This is a genomic window from Actinosynnema sp. ALI-1.44 (assembly GCF_001984155.1).
Lineage (GTDB): Bacteria > Actinomycetota > Actinomycetes > Mycobacteriales > Pseudonocardiaceae > Kibdelosporangium.
On the sequence record NZ_MTQO01000052.1, the window covers coordinates 492,774 to 512,782 of the forward strand.

Genomic DNA, 20,009 nt, shown 5'->3' on the forward strand with positions numbered 1-20,009 from the left:
ACCAGCGCCCCGCCCCGGAAAGACCGAAACCGCTCGATCATGACCCTGTTGGACGGGAAGGGCAACCAGCTAAGCCTTACGCCCCAGAGCCCCGAGATAGAGCGAAGCGACATCGGGATGGCCAGAGATCTCCCCAGCGGTGCCATGCAACCGAACCCGCCCACCTTCCATGACGACGCCGTGCGTGGACAGAGACAACCCGAGCCGAACGTTCTGTTCCACCAGAATTACGGTCTTCCCCCGATCCCGCATCCCACCGATCAGCTCGGCGACGGCGGCCAGCCCCTTGGGATCCAGACCGAGTGAAGGCTCGTCCAGCAGAACAACAGCAGGATCGAGCATCAGAGAACGACCGATCTCCACCATCCGCCGCTGACCCCCGGAAAGGTTCCCAGCCGCAGTCCCCGCCCGTTCGGTGATCAACGGAACCAGCGCGGCAACGGCCGAATACCGTTCCGCCAACAGCTCGCGCTGCCCACGGATCAGATACCCACCCATCAAAACGTTGTCACGCACGCTCATCCGCGGGAACAACGCCCCGCTTTGCGGCACCTGAGCGACACCCTTGGCCAGGACCTGCGGCGCGGTCAGCTGGTCGATCCGCTCGTCGCCCAGAAGCACGGCGCCGTCCCGCGGCCTGACCAACCCGCTGACCACCCGCAGGACTGTCGACTTCCCGGCGCCGTTCGGGCCCAGCACGCACGTCACCGAACCGGGAACAACGCTCAGGTCGAGACCACGCAGGACGTCACCACCGCCGTACCCGGCGTACACACCTTTCAACGTCAGCATCAGCCGCTCACTTCACCCAGGTAAGCACCCAGCACCGCCGGGTCCTCGCGGATCGCCCCGGGCGGCCCCGAAGCGATCACCTTTCCCCTGTCCAGCACGAAGACCGGGTCGCACAGGTCGAGCACCAGCGGGATGTCGTGCTCCACGACGAGGAACGTGATTCCCTGCTCCGCTCCTGCCCTGACGATGCCGGTGATCCGGTCGACGAGGTCGGGGTGCACGCCGCCCGCGGGTTCGTCGAGCAGGACCAGTCGTGGCTGGAGCACCATCACCTGCGCCAACTCCACGAGCTTCTGCTGGCCGTAGGACAGCGAACCCGCCGGTTCGGCCCCGAACCGGCCGAGCCCGACGAGGTCGAGCAGCTCACGGGCGCGGTCGGCCTCGTGCCCGGTGACCGCGCCGGACGCGAGCACCGCGGGGGAGAACGCGGCCAGCGGCGCGACGACGTTCTCCAGCACAGTCATGCCTTTGAACAGCCGGGTCAGTTGGAAGGTCCGGCCGATCCCCCTGTGTGCCCGCGCCCACGGTGCCAGGCCGTCGATCCGCTCGCCGTCGAACCGGATCTCCCCGGTGTGGGCGCCGCCGGTGCCCGTGACCAGGTTGAACAAGGTTGTCTTGCCGGATCCGTTCGGCCCGATCAGCGCGGTGACCGACCCGGTGGGCACGGTGAGGCTGACGCCGTCGACCGCGGTCAGGCCGCCGAACGCCTTGCGCGCGTTCCGGACTTCCAGCAGTGGATCGGTTCTCGGTTCGGCGGGCGCACGGGTGACGATGGTGACCGGGCGCCGCGCGGCCGTGTGATCGGTGTGTTCGACTTCGTGGCGTTTCGCGAACAGGCGACGCACGGCAGGTAGCAGCCCGTCCGGCAGGAACAGCACGATGACGACGAGCGCGAGGCCGAAGACCAGCAGGCGGCTCTGGGACCCGCCGCCGTAGACCGTCGCCGCCTCACCCGCGAACGACACGACGAACGCGCCGACGACCGGGCCCCACAGCGTTCCCTTGCCGCCGACCAAGGCCGCGAGCACGATCGTGACGCTGCTGAGGATGTTGAACGCGCCCAACGGGTTGAGGAACGTCAGGAAGTACGCGTAGACCGCACCCGCGACGCCGACGAAGAACGCACTCGCCGCGTAGGCGAGGCTTTTGTAAAGCGTTGTGGGGATGCCGATGGCGGCGGCCTTGCCCTCGTCCTCGCGGATCGCCACCAGGCCGGTGCCGAACTTCGTGCGCCGGATCCACGCGCTGAAGCCGAACGCCAGCACCATCAGACCGAGGAACATGAAGTAGAACGGGATGTTGCCGACGTCCCGGCCCCAGGTGGGCAGTTCCAGCGTGATGCCGTCGGATCCGTTGGTGACCGCGGGCAGGTTGACCGCGAGCACCTGGAACGACAGCAGCATCGCGATCGTGATGATCACGAACGCGGGCCCCTTGGCGCGCAACACAACACTACCCACGAACAGTGCGACGACGACAGCGACCACGCCGGACAGCGGCGCCAGCACAAGCGGGTTGACGTCCCATTCGACGGACAAGATGCCTGCCGTGTAGGCGCCGATCCCGAGGAACACGCTGTGTCCCAACGAGATGTACCCGGCGAAGCCGGAGATGATGTTCCAGCTGATGGCCTGGATCGCCACGAGGAACGCCAGCAGCATGACCGTGTGCTCGTACGTGGCGTCCGGCACGACGAAGGGGAACGCGACCAACGCGGCCAGTACGACCGCAGCGCCCCACCTCATGCGACCGCGTCCTCACGCAGCCGTGTCCCGAAAAGCCCGTGCGGACGGACGATCAGCACCAGCAGGATCACCGCGTAGAAGACCACAGTGGACCACCTCGGCGACCCGTACGTCGCGGTGATCGTCTCCGCGAGGCCGAGGATGAGCGCGCCGACCCACGCACCGCGCAGCGATCCCATTCCACCGAGCACGATGATGCCGAGCAGCTTGGCGATCCAGTCGTAGTGCGACGCCGGGAAGAACGGGTACAGCACAGCCAGGATCGACCCGCCTGTGCCCGCGGTCGCCGCGCCGATCGCGAACGACAACGCCGCGACCGTCGACGCGCTGATCCCGACCAGCGCGGCACCGGACGGGTTCTGCGCGGTCGCGCGGATCGCCCGGCCGGTCCACGTCCGGTTGAGCACCAGGTAGAGCAGGCCGAGCACGAGCAGCGCGGCGAGAAAGCCGTAGACCTGGGCCTTGGGCAGCACCACCGAGCCGATCGTGAACGACTGCGCGAAGTACGGCGGCGTGGCCGAGCGGAAGTAGTTGCCCGCCGTGACGTTCAGCAGGCCTTCGATGGTCAGCGCGATCCCGAACGTCAGCAGCATCGACATCGCCGGGCTGCTCGCGCGCACCCGCACGACCACCAGGCGGTACAGCACCCAGCCGACGCCGAACATCAGCGGCGTCGTGGCCAGCGCCAGCAGGATCGGGTCGATCCCGGTCACCTGCCACGCTTTCCACGTCAGCATCGCGACGAGCACGAGGAACGCGCCCTGTGCGACGTTGACGATGCCCATGATGCCGAAGACCAGCGTCAGCCCGGCCGCCATCAGGGCGTAGACCCCGCCGATCAACACCCCCAACGCGACCGTCTGCACCGCTTGGGTCATGGCCACGCCGGCTTGGGGAACACGATCCTGTCGGTGGTCGCCGCCGGTTTGGGCGAGACGACCTCGACCTTGCCGTTCTGCCACTGGGCCACCATGTACGAGCTCTGCGGCTCACCGTTCGCGGCCCACCTGAGCGGGCCGAGGATCGTCGGCACCTCGTTGGCGCGCAACCAGTCCGCCAGCGCGACCTGGTCGATCCGGCCGACCTTGGTCACGGCCTCCTGCAGCACCTGGCCCGCGGCGAACGCGTCCGCCGCGTCCTCGGTCGGCGGGCCGTTGAAGCGCTTGCGGTACTCCTGCGCGAACTCGGCGTTCACCGGCGTCTTGGCGGCCTCGCTCCAACTGGTGCTGTACAACACGCCTTCGGTCGCGTCCTTGCCGACGCCGTCGCTGTACTGGTTGCCGTTGCCGGGCGCGTTGGTCTGGAAGAAGACCTTGGGCGAGAACCCGACCTGTCGCAGCGCGCGCACCGCGCCGATGCCGTCCTCGAACTGGGCGCCCTGCGCGAACAGGTCAGGCGACTCGGCCACGGCGGCGCTGACGATCGGCTGGAAGTTCGTGGTGTTGGCCGGGTAGACGGTCGAGTGGACGGTCCGCAGCCCGGCCGCTTCCAGTTGGCGCTGCAGCGACTCGATGACCGGCCGGGTGAACGGGTCATCCTGCGTGATGAACGCGGCGGTCCTGGGCCGTTGCGCCTCGGGCAGGGACTTCACCCACTCCGTGACGCCGTCCGCGTGGTGCGGCGCCGTCGCCGGTTGCGCGAAGAACAGCATTTTGAACCCGCGGGTGAACATGTTCGGCGCGGCGCCCGCCGGTTCGACGAAAAGCATCTGGTTGCGCTCGGCCACAGCGGAAGCGGCGTAGTTGAGCAGCGACGAGAAGCTGCCGAGCAGGAGGTCCACCTTGTCCTGCGTGATCAGCTTGGTGTAGTCGGCGATGATCGTGTCCTGGTTGCTGGCGTCGTCGGTGACGCGCAGGTCCACCTGCCTGCCGAGCAGGCCGCCCGCGGCGTTGACCCGGTCGCGCCAGATCTCGTAACCGCGCCTCGCCTCGCCACCGGGCTGGGAGAACTGCCCGGTGAGCGGCAACGACGTGCCGATCAGGATCGGACCACCCCCGCCGCCGGCCTGGCCACCGCCCCCGCACCCGGCGCTGACCAGCAACGCCGCGCACGCGACGAGGGCACGCAGCCTGAGCCGGACGGATCGTTCTCGCATCACGGATCTCCTCGACGTCGTCGAAGTCCCAACCCAACCATGGCAAACGATTGCAGCACAGCGCCTTTGGTCGCACGCTGTGCTGACTTCCCTGTGACCACTAGGGGGTATCACGGCACCAAAGCCGGCACCACCCGCCATCTGTCGCGCCCGATTGGTCTCCGCCACCGGCTCACCGCCGGTAGGTGTAGAGGATCAGCCCTTCGTTGTACTTGGCCAGCCTGTCGTACAGCGCGCGAGCAGGGGCGTCTGTCAGTGTGTTCCAGTAGAGGCGTGGCGCGCCGTGTTCCTTGGCGTCCGTCGCCACCCAGTTGATCATCGCCGTCGCGACGCCACGCCGCCGGGCTGCCGGCTCGACGAACAGGTCCGCCAGGTAGCACCTTCCCCCGTTGCCCCAGACACTCGCGTGGAACACGTAGTGCGCGACACCGATGGCCTTGCCGTCCAGTCGCGCGATGATCCCGCGTATCCGGTCGGCGAGCAGCTTCTGCCAGGTCGGTTCGTAGCTGTCGTCGCTGATGTCGTGCGCGAAGTGCGTGTGGTGGCCCCGCGCGAGCACTTCCCATTCGGCACGGTCGGATTCGGTCACAAGACTGATCTCCAGCACGGCGACCATCCTGCACCACAGCCGGTGCCGGGGTTTCAGTCTTGGCGGAACTGCTCAAGGTACTGCTTCGCCAGCCGCTTCGGCGCGCGGTCCAGCCACGCCTCGGTGACCAGCTCCGCCAGTTCGGCGACCGCGATCTCCGGCAGCCGGACGAGCACCGCCGGATACCCGTCGAAGTGCGGCGTGGTGAAGTACACCGCCGGGTCCTCGGCCAGCAGCGCTTCCTTGACGCCGACGTCGGCGACCCGCGCGCCGAGGATCGGGCCGTCCGGCGCGTCGTCGCCCAGCGCGGCCAGATCCGCCTTGCGCAACGGCCTTTCCCATACGAGCAGCTTGTCCTTCACCTGCCAACGCACTGTTCCATCGCCCGCCACCGACTCGGCGGCGGCGGGCAGTGCCATGGCGATCCGGCGGACATCGTCCCAGTCAGCCACCAGGAACCGCCCTCACCGCAGGTGTTCGCCGAAGAACGCCTCGATCCGGTGCCACGCGTCGGTCGCCGCCGCGGGCTGCGGTCCCATCCCGGCGATCCGCATGATCACCCGCACCGGCCGCGGCCCGATCTCCGCGTCGTTGAGGAACGAGTGTCCCGCCGACTGGTACTGCTTCACGTCGTGCGGGATACCGGCCTTCGTCAGCGCCCGCTCCAGTTTGGCCGGAACGCTCCGCAACGGCAGGTCCCGCCCGCCGTAGCTGGCCACGATCGGACACGCGCCCGCGAGCGCCGCGTCCAGATCACGCGGCAGGAAGCCGTAGTTCACCGCGGACGCGTCGAACCCGGCGTTCGCCGTCGCGAGAGCGAAGCTGCCGCCCATGCAGAACCCGATCACACCGACGTTGCCCGTGCAGTCGTCGGACTCGACCAGCCACTCGCGGGCGGACTCGATGTCGGCGAACGGCGTGCCCTCGCCCTTCCACAGCGACCGCATGGTGGACACCAGGCACTTGCGCACGCCACCCGCGCTGAACAGGTCGACCGCGAGCGCCAGGTAGCCCGCCTCGGCCAGCCGGTCGGCCTGTCTGCGAACGACGTCGTTGAGCCCGACCGCCTCGTGGATCACCACCACACCGGGCCACGGGCCGTCCCCGGACGGCCTGACCAGATAGCCGCCCAGCCGGGTCGACCCGCCGTTCTTGCGCGCCAGGTCAGTCAGATCTACGTGAGTCACACGCCCGCTCCCCTCTCCTTCGGAACCTGGGAGACGGTAGCGATCTGTCACCGTTCACGCATTCCGGCGTGCGGAATGGGCGATTTTTTGTTCCGGTGGGACAGGGACCGCCGCGGCCTTCGAGCGTTCCCGTGCGGTCGCCAGCACCGATCCGCTCAGGATCAGCACGAAGGCGACGATCGTGGTCACGGTGAGGGACTCGTTGAGGATCAGCACCCCGGCCGCGACCGCGACCAGCGGGTTGACGTACGTGATCACCACCGCCTTGGACGGCCCCACCTCCTTGAACAGCTCGAAGAACACCAGCAGCCCGATCGCCGTGCACACCACCGTGAGGCCGCCGAGCGCCCACAGCACGTCCTGCGACGGCATCCGGCTCGGCCACGTCACGATCGCGGCGGGCAGGTACAGGATCGCGGCAAGCCCCAGCGAGACCGTGACCAGCACGAGCCCGGGGATCTCCTGGAGCCTGCGCACCGCGATCACCGGCGCGATGGCGTACCCGACCGCGACCAGCAGGACCTCGACGACCGCCCACGCGTCCCCGCCGCTCAGGTTGGGCGCCGCCAGCAGCGCGACACCGCCGAACCCCACCGCGAGCCCAACCCACCGCAGGCCGCTGAGCCGCTCACCTCCCATGGTCGCCAGCAGCGCGCCGACCGTCGGCACGCACGCGATCAGCAACCCCGTCATCGAACTGGACAAATGGCGTTCCGCGTCCGAAAGCAGGTACCACGGCACGAGGATCTCGGTCGCCGCGAACGCCAGGATCATCAGCCAGTGCCTGCGCAGCACACCCCAGTCGATCCGGCGCAGGGCCAGCGGCAGCAGCACCGCGGCACCGACCGCCGTCCGGACGAAGACCACCATGGGAACGGACACACCGCCCACCGCCACCTTGATCATCAGGTACGGCAGCCCCCAGATGACGCCCAACAAGCCGAACAAAACCCACCCTTTACGTGTCACCCGGCCAGTCTCACCGGGGCCGCGGCGCCGAGTCTTGAACGCTGTTGCGGAAAGCACCGGGTGTGACGCCGAAGACACGCCGGAACCACCTGGTCAGATGGGCCTGGTCGGCGAATCCCGTCAAGGCGGCCGCCTGCGCGGGGCGGTGTCCCGAGGCCAGCAGCGCCCGCGCGCGGGTCGCGCGGTACTGCGACAGCCAGGCGAACGGCGGCATGCCGACCGTGTCACGGAAAACCCGCACCACCTGGAAACGCGACAGGCCCAGCTCGTCGGCGATCTCGTGCAGACCGGGCGGATCGACCAGGCGGTCGGCGAGGCGTTCCTTGGTGACCCGCGTGACCTGCTCACCCGCCCGGACCGGGGCGAACCGCCGCGCCCCCACCGCGTGCCGGTGGACCAGTGCGGCCAGCGTCCACGACAGGCGCGACTCGGCCTCGAGCGGATCCCGCCAGCGCGTGATCATCTCGTGCGTGCGGTGGAACTCCGCCGCCAGCTCGGGATCGTGCACGACGGGCACGGGGAAGTGCGGGACACCGGCGTCGGCCAGGCTTGTCCACTGTGGATAGATGGCGCGGTAGGCGAACCCCTCCGGCACGCCAGCGCCGCCGGTGTGCGTCTCCCCCGGTTCGATCACCACGATGTCGCCGGGCCCGCCGCGGTACGACCGGGTGCCGACCCTGATGATCTCCATGCCGTCGGTGCACGCCCCGATCGCGAACTCGTCATGCGCGTGCGGGGCGAACACGTGCCGGACGAAGCGCGCCGTCATCAGGTCGAGCGGGGCGCCCTGTCCCGCGTCGACACGTGTCCACGTGGCCTGCTCCATGGCGCGAATGTAACCCGCCTGGCACGCGCGAGCCCAGCAAACGGACTCGAACGACCAGTGCTACCGTCAGGTAGGACCGGTACCGGGCGCCGCTCGGACCGGCGGTACGTCGTCAAACAGCCGGCGACGAGCCACTCGAACTCCCGGCCGGTATCCGGCCCGGAGACAGCCGTCCGATTCGGGCGGTTCCCCGTGTGGTGGCGCCGGTGAACTCCCCGACGCAAGCCGACGCCCCACGCGGTGGGCAGGTACGCGAGCGCAGAACTGTCCAGCCGATTAGCGGTGACGACCTCCCCGGCCGCGCGAGCCGCCCCGGCGGCCGTACCCGTTGTCGTCGTTGTTGTCCCGGTAGTACTCGTAGAACTTGTACGCGTAGAACGCCGCGACGTCCCAATAGGACGGCCCTTGTGGCGTGGTTGTCCGTGACGGCGTGGTCGGTTTCGGTTCGGACGACGTGGTCGCCACGGGTGGTGCCGGGGAGGGCGGGTTCTTCTTCGGCGGATCGACCGGCTGCACGGGCGGTGGCTGCACCGGGATCCGCACGGCCGACGACGCCGAAGTCACCGCCACCGGTGGGACGACCGGGATGAACACCGTTGGCGCCTGGGGTTTCCCACCGGGCCGCGCGCCGTCGAACGCACCGGCCTCGGGCACTTCGATCCGCGGCCGGTACGGCTGTTCCTCGTGCGGGTTCACGATGGCCGTCGCCACGATCACTGCCAGCACGCCGACCGTTCCCACGGCAGCCCAGTCGAGCCTGCGCCTCACCGCGCCTCCCTCCCTCGGGATCCCCGCGTGACAATGGGTAACCGCGCCACTGTGGATAGTCAAGATCGCATGTGCGTGAGGCATCGCGACAATCCGGTTGCCCTGTCCGGCAGAATGACGCCGACGAGAGGGAGGCATTCGTGCTGGTCGAATTGGCTGTCGGGGACGCGTACGGCGCCGGCTTCGAGTACGCCCCCCGCGCGTTCGTCGAGGCGCGCAACACGCTGGACGGCTACGTCCAGCACGAGACGCACCACGGCATCGGGCCTGGACGGTACACCGACGACACCCAGATGACCATCGCGGTGGCCGAAGCGCTCGTCTCCGGTGAGGAGTGGACGCCGCTGAACCTCGCTTCCCGGTTCACGCAAGCGTTTCACCGTGACCAACGTGTCGGGTACGCCACCAGGTTCCACTCGTTCCTGCTCGATGTGCGCGACGGTGCCGACTTCCTCGCCAGGATCATGCCCGAGAGTGACAAAAGTGGCGCGGCGATGCGGGTCTCCCCGGTCGGCCTGCTGCCTGGCGTGGCCGACGTGCTGCACTACGCGGCCGTCCAGGCTCGTGTCACGCACGACACCCCGGAAGGTGTCGAAGCGGCACAGGCAGCCGCGTTGGCCGTGCACTACTGCCACTACGACCTCGGGCCGGTCCGCCAGGTCGGCGAATGGATCGACGCCAGGGTGCCACGCGGCGGCTGGGCGAAGACGTGGCACGGCAAAGTCGGGCCCAAGGGCCGGATGAGCGTCACCGCCGCGCTGACCGCGTTGGCCGCCAACACGAGCATGAGCGAGTTGCTGAAAGCTTGTGTCGCGTTCACCGGGGACGTCGACACCGTCGCCACAGTCGCGTTGGCGGCCGCGTCCAGGTCAGCGGAGTACACGCGGGATCTACCCGAGCACCTGGTGTCCGGCTTGGAGAACGGACCGTTCGGCCGGGACTACCTCGCCGCCTTGGACGCGCGGTTGCAGGCCTGACACGGCCACCGAGCTGTCAGGGTGTGCTGTCGAGGCCGACGGCGATGTCGGTGAGCGGGAACGGGAACTGGCCGAGCGCGGCTGTGGTCCCGGTGAAGAGGTTGACGCTGTAGAGCGTCGCCGGGCTGCCGCTCGGCGGGGTGAAGGTGGCGAACGCGGTGTTCGACACCGTCTTGCCACCGGACAGGTCGCTGTAGACGTCGAAGCCCGCGTTGGCACCGGTGTCGACGCCGAGCGAGCCGACCGGCGCCAGCAGGCCGTTGTTGGCCGGAGCCTGCAGGACGAGCTGGTCCGCGGCCGTGTCGATGTCGAACAGCGTGGTCGCGGTGGCCGGGTTCAGGTCGTTGTTCGTGTACGCGGCCGCGGTGACGTTCCTGGTGGGTCCGAGCGCCGGTGGGGTGCTCAGGACGGCGTCCTCGACCGTGGTGTGGTCGTTGAGGTTGTGCCGCAGGTTCTGGCCCTGGTCGCTGATCACCCGCAACCGGTCGGCCGCCGGGTTGAAGTCCACGCCGAAGTTCTTGCCCCACAAGGACACGGTCAACTGCGAGACCTTCTTGACGATCACGTCCCCGACCCCGCCGGGCGGGAACGTCACCGAGTAGATGCCGCCTTTGTCGCCGACCAGGTACATGCGGCCGTCCTGGACCCGGTAGTCGATGCCGATCGCGGCGGTGTCGCCGACGAATCCGCTGATCTGCCTGAACCAGTTGAGCACCTGGGGCTGGTTGGTGGTGAACGCCGCCATGATCGTGCCGTCGGCGGAGATCCCGAACGCGGGCAGGCTCAGGGTCTGGGCCCTGCCGGTGCCCGGCGACGTCGCGAAAAATGCCGTCGACGCGGCCAGAACCGCGGCCGCCGCGGCGATTGACTTCTTGACCCGTGCTCTCACGATGCGTCCTCCTGAGCTTCTGGTGTGGCCCGCGACCAGAAGCTATTCGCCGCGACTGGACGTCCACTGGACGCGGCGGCACCCCGCTACCGGAGATCCCGAACGCGGGCAGGCGGGGAACCGTCCTGCCCGCGTTCGGGGTACTTGCCCAGCCGGTGGCCCGACGTCGCCGCCGCGAACACCGCCGACGCGGCCAGAACCGCTGCTGCCGCGGCGAGCCCCCTCCGGAACCGTGTTTCTCACGATTCTCCCCTCGAACCCATCTGACGCGGCGGATCCGCCTTGGCCGACCGGCCCTCGACGGCCATCCGCCGAGGAACACGAGGCTATCGCCGTTGATTGGACGAGCGTTGGACGCCGACTGGACTACGCAGATCGGTCCCTTGCGGGCGTCGGGCACAAGCAGCACATTGGGGCGACACAGGAATCGAGAGGACGACGTGAAGACAGCCAGAGTTACGGTGATGGCGCTCTGCGCGGCGGTTTCCGTCGTGGGTATCCCGTCGACCGCGAGTGCGGGGGTGTTTCCGGCGGCACAGGCGTGTTCAACGGCTCCCTACACCGCCGAGGTGCCGCTGCGGTACCAGGATTTGTGGACCTACACCTTCAAAGCGACGTGGTGCGCGGAGGAAGCAAGGATCGTCTGGGCGGAGGTGGCGGTCACGCACGAGGAGCACAGCGAGACCTGCACCTGGATCGGCCGCTTGGAGGAATGGACCACGCGGGATCCGGGTACCGGTGCCTGGACTGTGTTCGACATGAGCGAGTACTCGTGCAGGACCGGGGCGGGCACAGCTCCGAAGGGCTGGACCCCGTGGGCCATGGTCACCGTGCAACCGGACGGCATCAGCATCGTGAAGGGCAAGGGATACGAGTAGTAGCGCGCACTAAGCCCGCGCTCGCGTTTCAGACGCGGCCTGGACGAGGACGGTGCGGGCATCGACCTCGCCGAGGTGGTGCCCGGTCTCGCAGTGGATGGCCACGGCGCGGCGGGCGTGGTCGGCGGCATCCTCCCTCTTGCCCTGAGCCAGGAGGATCCCGGCGATCGCGTTCGTCGCACGGCCCTGTAGCGCTCGATACCTCGCTCGCTTGGCGAGCGTGAGGGCGCGCTGGGCGCGCTCGATGTCCGCGGTGGCCGTAGCCATGCTGATGAGGATGTCGACCTCCGGATACCTGTCGCCGGTCTCGCGGATCAGATCGAGTGCCGCACGGTAGTGGCGGATCGCGTCCTGCCGGTGGCCCAGACGCAGGCGCGTGGTGGCGAGCGCGGCGAGGGCCTCCGCACCGGCCCGGGGATCATCGGTCTCCTCGGCCAGCGTGAGACCGGCCCGCGCGTGGTCGAGAGCGTCGGTCAAGCGACCGAGGTCGCCGTACGTCACGGCCAGAAGGCTGTGTGTCTCGGCCGCGCCGCTCAGGTTCCCGGCCTCCCTGTTCAGGACAAGCGCCTGGGTGAGCAGGTCGCGCGCCTCGGTCAGCAACCCACGCACGCGCTGCACCTGGCCGAGGTTGTTGAGGTTCATCGCCTCGCCGTAGCGGGACCCGATCCGGCGATGCAGGGCCAGCGCACGGGTGTAGTGCTCGACTGCCCGGGACAGCCGTCCCATCTCCCACTGGACCACACCGAGATTGCCGAGGACGACGGCCTCGCCTGCCACCTGGCCGATCTGGCGGCTGAGCGCCAGTCCACGGCCGAGCCGGGTCGCGGCGGCGGCCAGCTGCCCCGACTGCCGGTACACGTACGCGAGGTTGCAGAGCAAGGCCGCTTGCGCCTCCACCCAACCGGCTCGCCGGGCGATCAGGATCCCGTGCGCGTAGTGCCGGACGGCCTGCCTGTACCGGCCCTGGCGGAAACGCAGATCAGCGAGGCTGAGCCGGGTGACTGCCCGTGCGCGGGGCTCCCCGGCCTCGTCGGCCGCGGCCAGTCCGGCTTCGGCCGTCGCCTGCCATTCCACCCGGCGCAGGCACATCCAGAAATAGCCACGCAGGACGTCGGCGAGTTGCCAGGCCATCGGGCGCGGCCCGGCTTGCGCGGCGCTGCGGACAGCCGCCACGAGGTTGTCACGCTCGGCGTCCAGCCAGCTCGACGCCCCGGCCAGATCGGTGATACCCGCGGGCATGCGCGCCGTGCGGGTCACCGTCTCGGGCACCGGCAGCCGCAGCATGTGCGGGTAGAGCAGCCGCGCTGCGCCGTCGACCGCGTTCAGGTACCAGTCGTACAGCCGATGCAGGGCGGCCTCGCGTTCCGCCGCGGATTCCTGCTGGTGCGCTTGTTCGGCCGCGTACCGGCGCAGCAGATCGTGGAAGCGGTAGCGGCCCGGCACGTGGTGCTCGACGAGGTGCGCGGCGGCAAGCCGGTCCAACAGGTGACTTGCCTGTCGCGGGTCCGTACCGGCGAGTGCGGCGGCTGCCTCGGCACTGACGTCAGCGCCGGAGGCCAGGCTGAGCAGGCGGAACAGCCGTTGCGCCGCACCAGGCAACGCGGCGTAGGAAAGGTCGAACGCCGTCCGCACCGCGGTTTGCTCGTCGCCCCGCACCGCGAGGGCGGCCAGCAGGTTGCCTTCGCGCAGTTCCTTCGCGTATTCCTCGATGCCGCATCCCGGGCGGTCGGCGAGGTTGGCAGCCGCCACCCGCAAGGCGAGCGGAAGGTGGGCGCACAGCTCGGCGAACTCGACGGCCGCCGCGTGCTCGGCGCGGATCCGCTCGGGTCCCAGGACATCCGCGAGCACCTCCACGGCCTCTTTGGGGCTGAGCACCTCGAGCGTGAACTGGCGGGCGCCGTGCATGGCGACAAGACCCGCCATGCGTTCCCGGCCGGTCACCACCACCAGACACCCCGGGCCCGCGGGCAGCAGCGGCCGGACCTGATCCGGACCAGCGACGTTGTCCAGGAGAACCAGCGTTCTCCGGTCCACCATCAAGGTGCGGTAGAGCGCCGACGCGGTCTCCACGTCGAGGGGTACCCGCTCGACGGGAACGTCCAATGCGGACAGGAACTGGGCGAGGACCTCGATCGGCTGCGCGGGCTCACCGTGTGTGTGCCCGCGCAGGTTGGCGTGCAACTGCCCGTCCGGGAACCGGTCCCGGACGCGGTGGGCCCAGTGCACGGCGAGTGCGGTCTTCCCGACCCCCGCGGTGCCGGAGATCGCCGCGATCGTGACCGCCCCGCCCGACCGGCCGCTCTCCGACAGCAGTGTGTCCAGTGCGGACAGTTGGGTGGCTCTGCCGGTGAATCCGCGCGGTTCCGCGGGCAACTGCCTCGGCACCTGGTGCACAGGCCGGGGCCCGCCTGTCGAGCCGGTGGCGCCACCGCCGTACAGGAGCGCGGCGTGGGCGGCGAGCAACTCCGGCCCGGGGTCGACCCCGAGTTCCTCGACGAGCCGGTCGCGGACCTCGTGGTAGGTCCGAAAAGCTTTGGCCCGTTGCCCGACGGCGTGGTAAGCGCGGATCAGGCGGGCTTGCGCGGACTCGTCAAGCGGCTGGTCGACGGCTGCTTCGGTGAGGTCGACCAGCACGTCGGCGGCGGCGCCGGTCGCGAGCATCGCGTCGCCGTACCTGGCCAGCACCTCCCTGCGTTCGATGACCAGCGAAACGACCTTCGGATGCGTGGCGAGAAAGGGGATGTCGGCCAGTGGCCGACCACGCCACAACCGCAGTGCCGCACCAAGCAACTCCGCGGCGCGGGCCGTGTCGCCGCTGCGGTGTGCGTCGGTCGCCTCGGCGACGAGCCGCCGGACACGCAGCAGATCGACGTCCACGGCATCCCAGCGCACGGCGTAGCCGTCACCCACGTGCGGCAGGATCTCGCTGCTGGTGCGTGGTGGGCGGTCGGGCTCCAGCAGCCTGCGCAGGTGCTTGACGTGCGTCTGCAGCACGTTCACCGCGCTCCGGGGTGGTCGGTCACCCCACAGCGCGTCCATCAGTTCGTGTTTCGCCACCGCCTCGCCACCGGCGAGCACGAGCAACCCCAGCACCGCCCGTCGGCCTGGCGGGCCGAGTTCGAGTTCCGAGTCGTCGTGCCATACCCGCAGCGAACCCAGCACCTGGATCCGGACAGACCTTCTTGCCACTGGTTGGAACGTAATTCGCCGACCGGCGTGAGACAAGGACACGCCCGACAAAGGGGTCCGCTGCGACCGGCGTAGGGCCCACTCAGGCTAGTGGGTCCCAACCGATTGGCTTGATCCGGCTGCGACCCACGCGGCGATCTGCGAGCGCGACGCGAACCGGAGTTTGCGGAGGATGTGGTCGACGTGGACTTCGGCGGTGCGGCGGGAGATGTCGAGCCGGACCGCGATCTCCTTGTTCGTCGCGCCCTGCGCGACCAGGTCGGCCACCTGCTGTTCCCGCTTGGTCAACGGGCTGCCGCGGTCATGGCCGGACAGCACGTATGCCGACGCGGCGGCCAGCGATGCCCCGTTGGCCGTCCCGACCGCGAACGCCTCGGCGTACCGTTGCTCACCCATGACCTGCCGCAGTTGCGCGGCACACGCCTGGTGCGGTTCGAGCCACGGCTTCGAGTCCGCGAGCAGTGAGCCGCCCACCTCCGACCAGACCCGTTCCACCACACCGAGAATCGCGGCGGCACGCTCGTTCTCCTGGTTGCCGAGCGCGATCGCGGCCAGCACCTCGGCGACCATGACGAACCCGCTCAGGTCGTTGAACCGCAGGTGCAACTGGATGCTCTCGGCCGCTTCCCGCAGACACGCGGGCAGATCGCCCAGCAGCCACTTGGCCATCGCGAGCGCGTAGTGCGCGTAGGCACGCGCCCACAGTTCCCCGTGCGGCACGGAGAACTTGATGGCCCGTTCGCCCAGTTCCAGCGCTCGCCTGCCGTCCAGGCAGAACGCCGCGGTCATGCCTCTCGCGGCGTACGGCGGGAACATCCGCGCGCCGGGGTCGGGGACGCGGTCGTAGCAGTCGATGGCCTCGGCGTAGCACTTCTCCGCACTCGGGTAGTCGCCGGTCACCAACGCGCTCGTGGCACGGCAGTACAGCGCGAGCCACAACAGTTCGTCGTTGTCCAGCGTCCGGGCGAGGTCGACCCCCTGCTGTCCCATGTGGACGGCAGTGTGCCCCTCACCGAGGCCCGCGGTGGCGTAGGCGTTGACCGCCAACGCCTGCACGCGAAGATCGGCGGGCAGGTCGAGCTTGAGCACCCGGTCGAGCCAGCGGCGCCCCTCACCGAAGAACCCGCAGTTGAGCCAGTAGAAGTGCAGGCTCACGGCCAGCCGCGCGCCGGTCAGCCCGTCGCCGTCGGTCAGGCCGGACTCCAGCGCCGACCGGATGTTGGCGTGTTCCCTGCGGGTCTGCGCGACCAGCTCGAGCTGCCTGTGCCCGAACCACTCCGCGGCGAGCCCGCGGCCGAACTCCATGAAGTACCGGCTGTGCCTCGCGCGGAACTCGGCCAGGTGCCCGGACTGGTGCAGCCGTTCGACGCCGTACTGCCGGATCGTGTCCAGCATCCGGTAGCGGGCGATGTCCTGGTCGCCGGTGCGGATCAGCACCGACTTGTCGACGAGGTCCGCGATCAGCGTCAGGATCTCGAACCGGTCGATGTCGCACACCTCAGCCGCGGCGGCGAGGGTGAACCCGCCGTCGAACACCGAGAGCCTCGCCCACAGCTGCCGTTCCTCCGGCGAACACAGCTCGTAGCTCCATTCGACCGTGGCGGTGAGGGTCTGGTGGCGTTCCGGTTTGGTCTGCTCGCCGCGTGAGAGCAGCCGGAACCGGTCGTCGATGTTGGTCAGCAGCTCGTTGAGCGACAACACCCGCAGCCACACGACCGCCAGCTCGATGGCCAACGGCATGCCGTCGAGCCGTTGGCAGATCTTGACGACTGTCTCCTGGTTGTCCGCGTCCACCTGGAAACGGGGCGCCGCGGCGGAAGCGCGGTCGGCGAACAACGTCACCGCGTCGGTGTCTCCGACGAGCTTGCCGTTGCGCACCTGCGGAACCGGCAGCGGGTTGACCGGCAGCAACTGCTCGCCGCCGACGCCGAGGACGTGCCTGCTGGTGGCCAGGATCCGGACGTCCGGCGCGGCTTCGAGGATCTCGCCGACCAGCGTCCCGCACGCCCGCACCATGTGCTCGCAGTTGTCGAGCACCAGCAGCAACGACTTGTCCTTGAGGAAGTCGACCACTCGGCTGGTGGGTTCGTCCGGCACGTCCCGCAGGCCCAGCTCGGCGGCGACGGTCTGCGCGAGCAGTCCCGGATCGCGCAACGAGTCCAGCGCGACGAACCGGAACTCGTCGGGGTGGTCCTGGGCGACGCGGGTGGCCAGTCGCGTCTTGCCCGCACCGCCCGGACCGATCAGCGTGACGAGCCTGCTCGCGGCGAGCCTGCGGCGGACCTGGTCGACCTCGGCCTGCCGTCCCACGAAGCTCGTCACGTCAGGCAGGATGCTCACCACAATCCGGAGGCACATCAGGACGTGAGGATGCTACCCGCGTCGGCTGTACCCGACCGAGTGAACCTGATGCGCCAACCGTGTCAGTGCGTGGTTACGCCAGGCAGGCCTCCGAGCTGAGCTTGGCGAGGTCGTCCGCCACGAGGACGTGGCCGCGTTTGGTCAGGCCGCGAATCGCCTGACGTGCCAACGGATCGAACCGCAGATCGGCGGGCGCCAGCGCGGCGATCCGGTTGAGCGCGAACACCGCCGCGACGTCGTCACGGGTCCGCGTGTACGCGAATGCCATCGTGACCAGGTAGCGCACCTGCGAGCCGATCGGCACGCCCTGCGGCAACGACACGCCACGGGCCAGCCGCAGCGCCTTGTCCAGTCTGCCGAGCCGGACCAGCATCCGGACTTCCCTGATCCCGATCTCGGTCGGTCCACAGTAGATGGACGAGACGATCTCGTCGCGGCCGCGCCGCTGCGCGACCGCCTTGGCGGCGGTGTGCAGCGCGAACGCCTCGTCGGGCTGGTTGTCGGCCGCCGCGGCCTCCGCCGCCTGCAGCAGCAGCGCCGCCTTGATCGTCTCGTCCCGGTCGCCGGTGAGGCGCTCGGCGCAGTCGACCGCGAACTGCCGGGCCTGCGGCAGGTAGCCCATGGCCCGCATGCAGGCCGCGCGGTGCACCGACGCCGCGCCCCACAAGGCTGGTTCCCCCGGCGCCGGGTCACCGGTGCCGACCGCCACGTCCAGGCACAGCTGCGAAGCCATCCACGCGAGGTGGTCGTCGTTCATCCGGTTGGCGAACGCGCAGGCCAGGCCGTATCCCTGCACCAGCGCGGCGGCGAGTTCGGCAGACCGGTCACCGGACTGCCACACCGACCGCAGCCGCTTGAGCAGGCACGGCAACAGGCTGGCCACCACGGTGTACCGGCGCGCGGATTCACGCCAGGTGGCCAGCAGGTGGTCCAGTTCCATGCACAGCCTGCCGACCGGCGGCGTGCGCACCTGCTCGGCCAGGAACAACGGCTGCATCAACACGTCACGCAGCCGCTCGGTCAGCGGGCCGCAGTTCGGCTCGTTCTTGCCGCTGTCCTCGTCGCACCAGCCGACGAACTCGGTCAGGTCCTCGATGTGCAGCACCCGCGCGAGGTGGGTGAGCACCTCGATGCTGTCGAGCTTGCGCTGGCCGCGCTCGACCTGGCGCAGCCATTCCTCGCTGCGTCCGACGAGGTTGGCCACCACCCGGCGCGACAGACCCTGCTGCCTGCGCCGGACACCCACCCGCTCACCCAGGGTCGCGTCAACCGTGGGCTGGCCGGGCACGGCGTACATCGAGAGCCACCTCCGTGTGGTTTCAGCGCGGGGAACCACACCGTCCCGCAGCCCGGACCCAACCACAATTGGGCAAAACACGTAGCTCTCACGATCGGGCTACGCATGTGTCCCGTCGAGGTAAGTGTCCTCACCGACCGTGCTCAATATGGCCGTTCACCAGCCGCGAGCAGCGCGACCTTCCCGAACAGGTGACTCTGCGCGTCGCGCCACAGGCCCACGCCCAACGAAACCCTGGCCACCCCCAGTCGTGCCAGTCCGGCCACGTCCGGCCCGGTGGGCAGGTACGTGGCGTTGACCGACGCCGGGGCGAGGGCGGCGGTGAAGGCCGCCAGCACCTCCTCGTCGCGCACGAGGATCGGGTAGACGCAGTCCGCGCCAGCCGCGAGGTAGGCCCGTGCCCGTTCGATCCCCTCGTCCAGCACCGCGCTCTGGTCCCGCGCGTACAGGAAGACGTCGACACGCGCGTTGATCACCAGCCCGGGGCTCGCGGCGCGCAGTGCCGCGAGCCGGTCGGCCTGCCTGGCGGCCTCCACCAGGCCGGTCCCGCCGTGGTCGGTGTCCTCGATGTTGCAACCCGCCGCGCCCACCTCGGCCAGCCGGTCGGCCAGCTCCGCCTCGGGCAGGCCGTAGCCGCCCTCGGCGTCGACGGTCAGCGGCACGGACACCGCGCGGGCGATCCGGGCGAACGCCCCGAACGTCTCCGCGAGCGGTGTGCCGTGGTGGTCGGAGTAACCCAGTGACTCCGCCACGGCGGCGGAGCCCGTCGCGACGACCGGGAACCCGGCCCGTTCGACGAGACGCGCCGACGCGGCGTCCCACACGTTCGGCAGGACAAGGGGCGTGCCGGGCACGTGCAGTGCCCGCAACACATCACCGGCGGTCATGCTTCGTGCTTCGGCAGCTTCGGGCGGCCGGGGACGTTGACGCGGTTCCACGCGTTGATGACCACGATCAACCACACCACAGCCTGGTACTGGGGCTCGTTGAACACCTTCATCGCCCGGTCGTAGAGCTCGTCCGGCAGATCCTGGGTGTCGGCGAGGCGGGTGAGCACCTCGGTCATCTCGAGCGCGACCCGCTCCTCCTCGGTGAACAGGTCGGTCTCCCGCCACGCGTCGAGCAGGAACAGCCTGCGCGGGTCCTCGCCGAGCTTGATGCTGTCGCGGGTGTGCATGTCCAGGCAGAAGGCGCAGGCGTTGAGCTGCGAGGCCCTGATCTTGATCAGTTCGAGCACGATCTGGTCGATGCCCGCGTCGAGGCCCGACTTCTCCACTTCCTGGCCCATCGCCACCAGCGCCTTGAACGCCTTGGAGATCCCCATAGTGGTCTGGATTCGCTGTGTCATGACGACAACGCTATCGGGAACTTGTCCACGTTCGAGGTCCAGTTTCGAGCTGCTGCCGTGGACCAGTTGTGGTGCCGCCACCGGGCAGGTCTGTGAGGA

The 20,009-nt window shown here is 69.4% G+C and carries 18 protein-coding genes; 2 read left to right on the top strand and 16 right to left on the bottom strand.

Annotated elements, in window-relative coordinates; translation table 11 throughout:
- Positions 1-69: 69 nt before the first annotated feature.
- From ALI144C_RS40245 to ALI144C_RS40290, 10 genes are all read right to left on the bottom strand, one after another.
- Positions 70-792, bottom strand: coding sequence for an ABC transporter ATP-binding protein (locus tag ALI144C_RS40245; protein ID WP_076992462.1), 723 nt, complete (start codon positions 790-792; stop codon positions 70-72).
- Positions 792-2,537 carry a branched-chain amino acid ABC transporter ATP-binding protein/permease gene (locus ALI144C_RS40250; protein ID WP_076992463.1) on the bottom strand — a complete coding sequence of 582 codons (1,746 nt, stop codon included), beginning with the start codon at positions 2,535-2,537 and terminating at the stop codon, positions 792-794. Before ALI144C_RS40250 ends, ALI144C_RS40245 begins: the two co-directional genes overlap by 1 nt.
- Entirely contained in the window at positions 2,534-3,415 is an 882-nt protein-coding gene (locus ALI144C_RS40255; protein ID WP_083753866.1) for a branched-chain amino acid ABC transporter permease, read from the bottom strand. Before ALI144C_RS40255 ends, ALI144C_RS40250 begins: the two co-directional genes overlap by 4 nt.
- A complete protein-coding gene (locus ALI144C_RS40260; protein ID WP_083753804.1) occupies positions 3,412-4,632 on the bottom strand; it encodes an amino acid ABC transporter substrate-binding protein in 1,221 nt (406 codons plus the stop codon). Before ALI144C_RS40260 ends, ALI144C_RS40255 begins: the two co-directional genes overlap by 4 nt.
- 172 nt (positions 4,633-4,804) lie before the next feature.
- Positions 4,805-5,248 carry a GNAT family N-acetyltransferase gene (locus tag ALI144C_RS40265; protein ID WP_076992465.1) on the bottom strand — a complete coding sequence of 148 codons (444 nt, stop codon included), beginning with the start codon at positions 5,246-5,248 and terminating at the stop codon, positions 4,805-4,807.
- A gap of 26 nt (positions 5,249-5,274) precedes the next feature.
- Complete coding sequence (locus ALI144C_RS40270) at positions 5,275-5,673, bottom strand: MmcQ/YjbR family DNA-binding protein (protein WP_076992466.1); 399 nt, start codon at positions 5,671-5,673, stop codon at positions 5,275-5,277.
- A 12-nt stretch (positions 5,674-5,685) separates the two neighbouring features.
- Complete coding sequence (locus ALI144C_RS40275; RefSeq protein ID WP_076992467.1) at positions 5,686-6,408, bottom strand: dienelactone hydrolase family protein; 723 nt, start codon at positions 6,406-6,408, stop codon at positions 5,686-5,688.
- Between the two features lie 54 nt (positions 6,409-6,462).
- Positions 6,463-7,377 carry a DMT family transporter gene (locus tag ALI144C_RS40280; protein ID WP_076992468.1) on the bottom strand — a complete coding sequence of 305 codons (915 nt, stop codon included), beginning with the start codon at positions 7,375-7,377 and terminating at the stop codon, positions 6,463-6,465.
- A 10-nt stretch (positions 7,378-7,387) separates the two neighbouring features.
- Positions 7,388-8,203 carry a helix-turn-helix transcriptional regulator gene (locus ALI144C_RS40285; RefSeq protein WP_076992469.1) on the bottom strand — a complete coding sequence of 272 codons (816 nt, stop codon included), beginning with the start codon at positions 8,201-8,203 and terminating at the stop codon, positions 7,388-7,390.
- A 276-nt stretch (positions 8,204-8,479) separates the two neighbouring features.
- Positions 8,480-8,971, bottom strand: coding sequence for a hypothetical protein (locus ALI144C_RS40290; RefSeq protein ID WP_143231148.1), 492 nt, complete (start codon positions 8,969-8,971; stop codon positions 8,480-8,482).
- Between the two features lie 140 nt (positions 8,972-9,111).
- Between ALI144C_RS40290 and ALI144C_RS40295 the strand changes: the two genes are divergently transcribed.
- A complete protein-coding gene (locus ALI144C_RS40295) occupies positions 9,112-9,948 on the top strand; it encodes an ADP-ribosylglycohydrolase family protein (protein ID WP_076992471.1) in 837 nt (278 codons plus the stop codon).
- Positions 9,949-9,964: 16 nt separating this feature from the next.
- Here the strand turns inward: ALI144C_RS40295 and ALI144C_RS40300 are convergent, their stop codons facing one another.
- Complete coding sequence (locus ALI144C_RS40300; RefSeq protein ID WP_076992472.1) at positions 9,965-10,837, bottom strand: DUF4394 domain-containing protein; 873 nt, start codon at positions 10,835-10,837, stop codon at positions 9,965-9,967.
- A 440-nt stretch (positions 10,838-11,277) separates the two neighbouring features.
- On the opposite strand from ALI144C_RS40300, the gene ALI144C_RS40305 reads away from it, so the two are divergent.
- Entirely contained in the window at positions 11,278-11,715 is a 438-nt protein-coding gene (locus ALI144C_RS40305; RefSeq protein WP_143231149.1) for a hypothetical protein, read from the top strand.
- 9 nt (positions 11,716-11,724) lie between these two features.
- Here the strand turns inward: ALI144C_RS40305 and ALI144C_RS40310 are convergent, their stop codons facing one another.
- From ALI144C_RS40310 to ALI144C_RS40330, 5 genes are all read right to left on the bottom strand, one after another.
- Positions 11,725-14,904 carry an AfsR/SARP family transcriptional regulator gene (locus ALI144C_RS40310; protein ID WP_076992474.1) on the bottom strand — a complete coding sequence of 1,060 codons (3,180 nt, stop codon included), beginning with the start codon at positions 14,902-14,904 and terminating at the stop codon, positions 11,725-11,727.
- Between the two features lie 87 nt (positions 14,905-14,991).
- Entirely contained in the window at positions 14,992-17,226 is a 2,235-nt protein-coding gene (locus ALI144C_RS40315; RefSeq protein WP_168211475.1) for an ATP-binding protein, read from the bottom strand.
- Between the two features lie 112 nt (positions 17,227-17,338).
- Positions 17,339-18,562: a helix-turn-helix domain-containing protein gene (locus ALI144C_RS40320; RefSeq protein ID WP_076992476.1), complete on the bottom strand. Its 1,224-nt coding sequence runs from the start codon at positions 18,560-18,562 to the stop codon at positions 17,339-17,341.
- Between the two features lie 143 nt (positions 18,563-18,705).
- Positions 18,706-19,449 carry an isocitrate lyase/PEP mutase family protein gene (locus ALI144C_RS40325; protein ID WP_076992477.1) on the bottom strand — a complete coding sequence of 248 codons (744 nt, stop codon included), beginning with the start codon at positions 19,447-19,449 and terminating at the stop codon, positions 18,706-18,708.
- Positions 19,446-19,910: a carboxymuconolactone decarboxylase family protein gene (locus tag ALI144C_RS40330; protein WP_076992478.1), complete on the bottom strand. Its 465-nt coding sequence runs from the start codon at positions 19,908-19,910 to the stop codon at positions 19,446-19,448. Before ALI144C_RS40330 ends, ALI144C_RS40325 begins: the two co-directional genes overlap by 4 nt.
- Between the last annotated feature and the right edge of the window lie 99 nt (positions 19,911-20,009).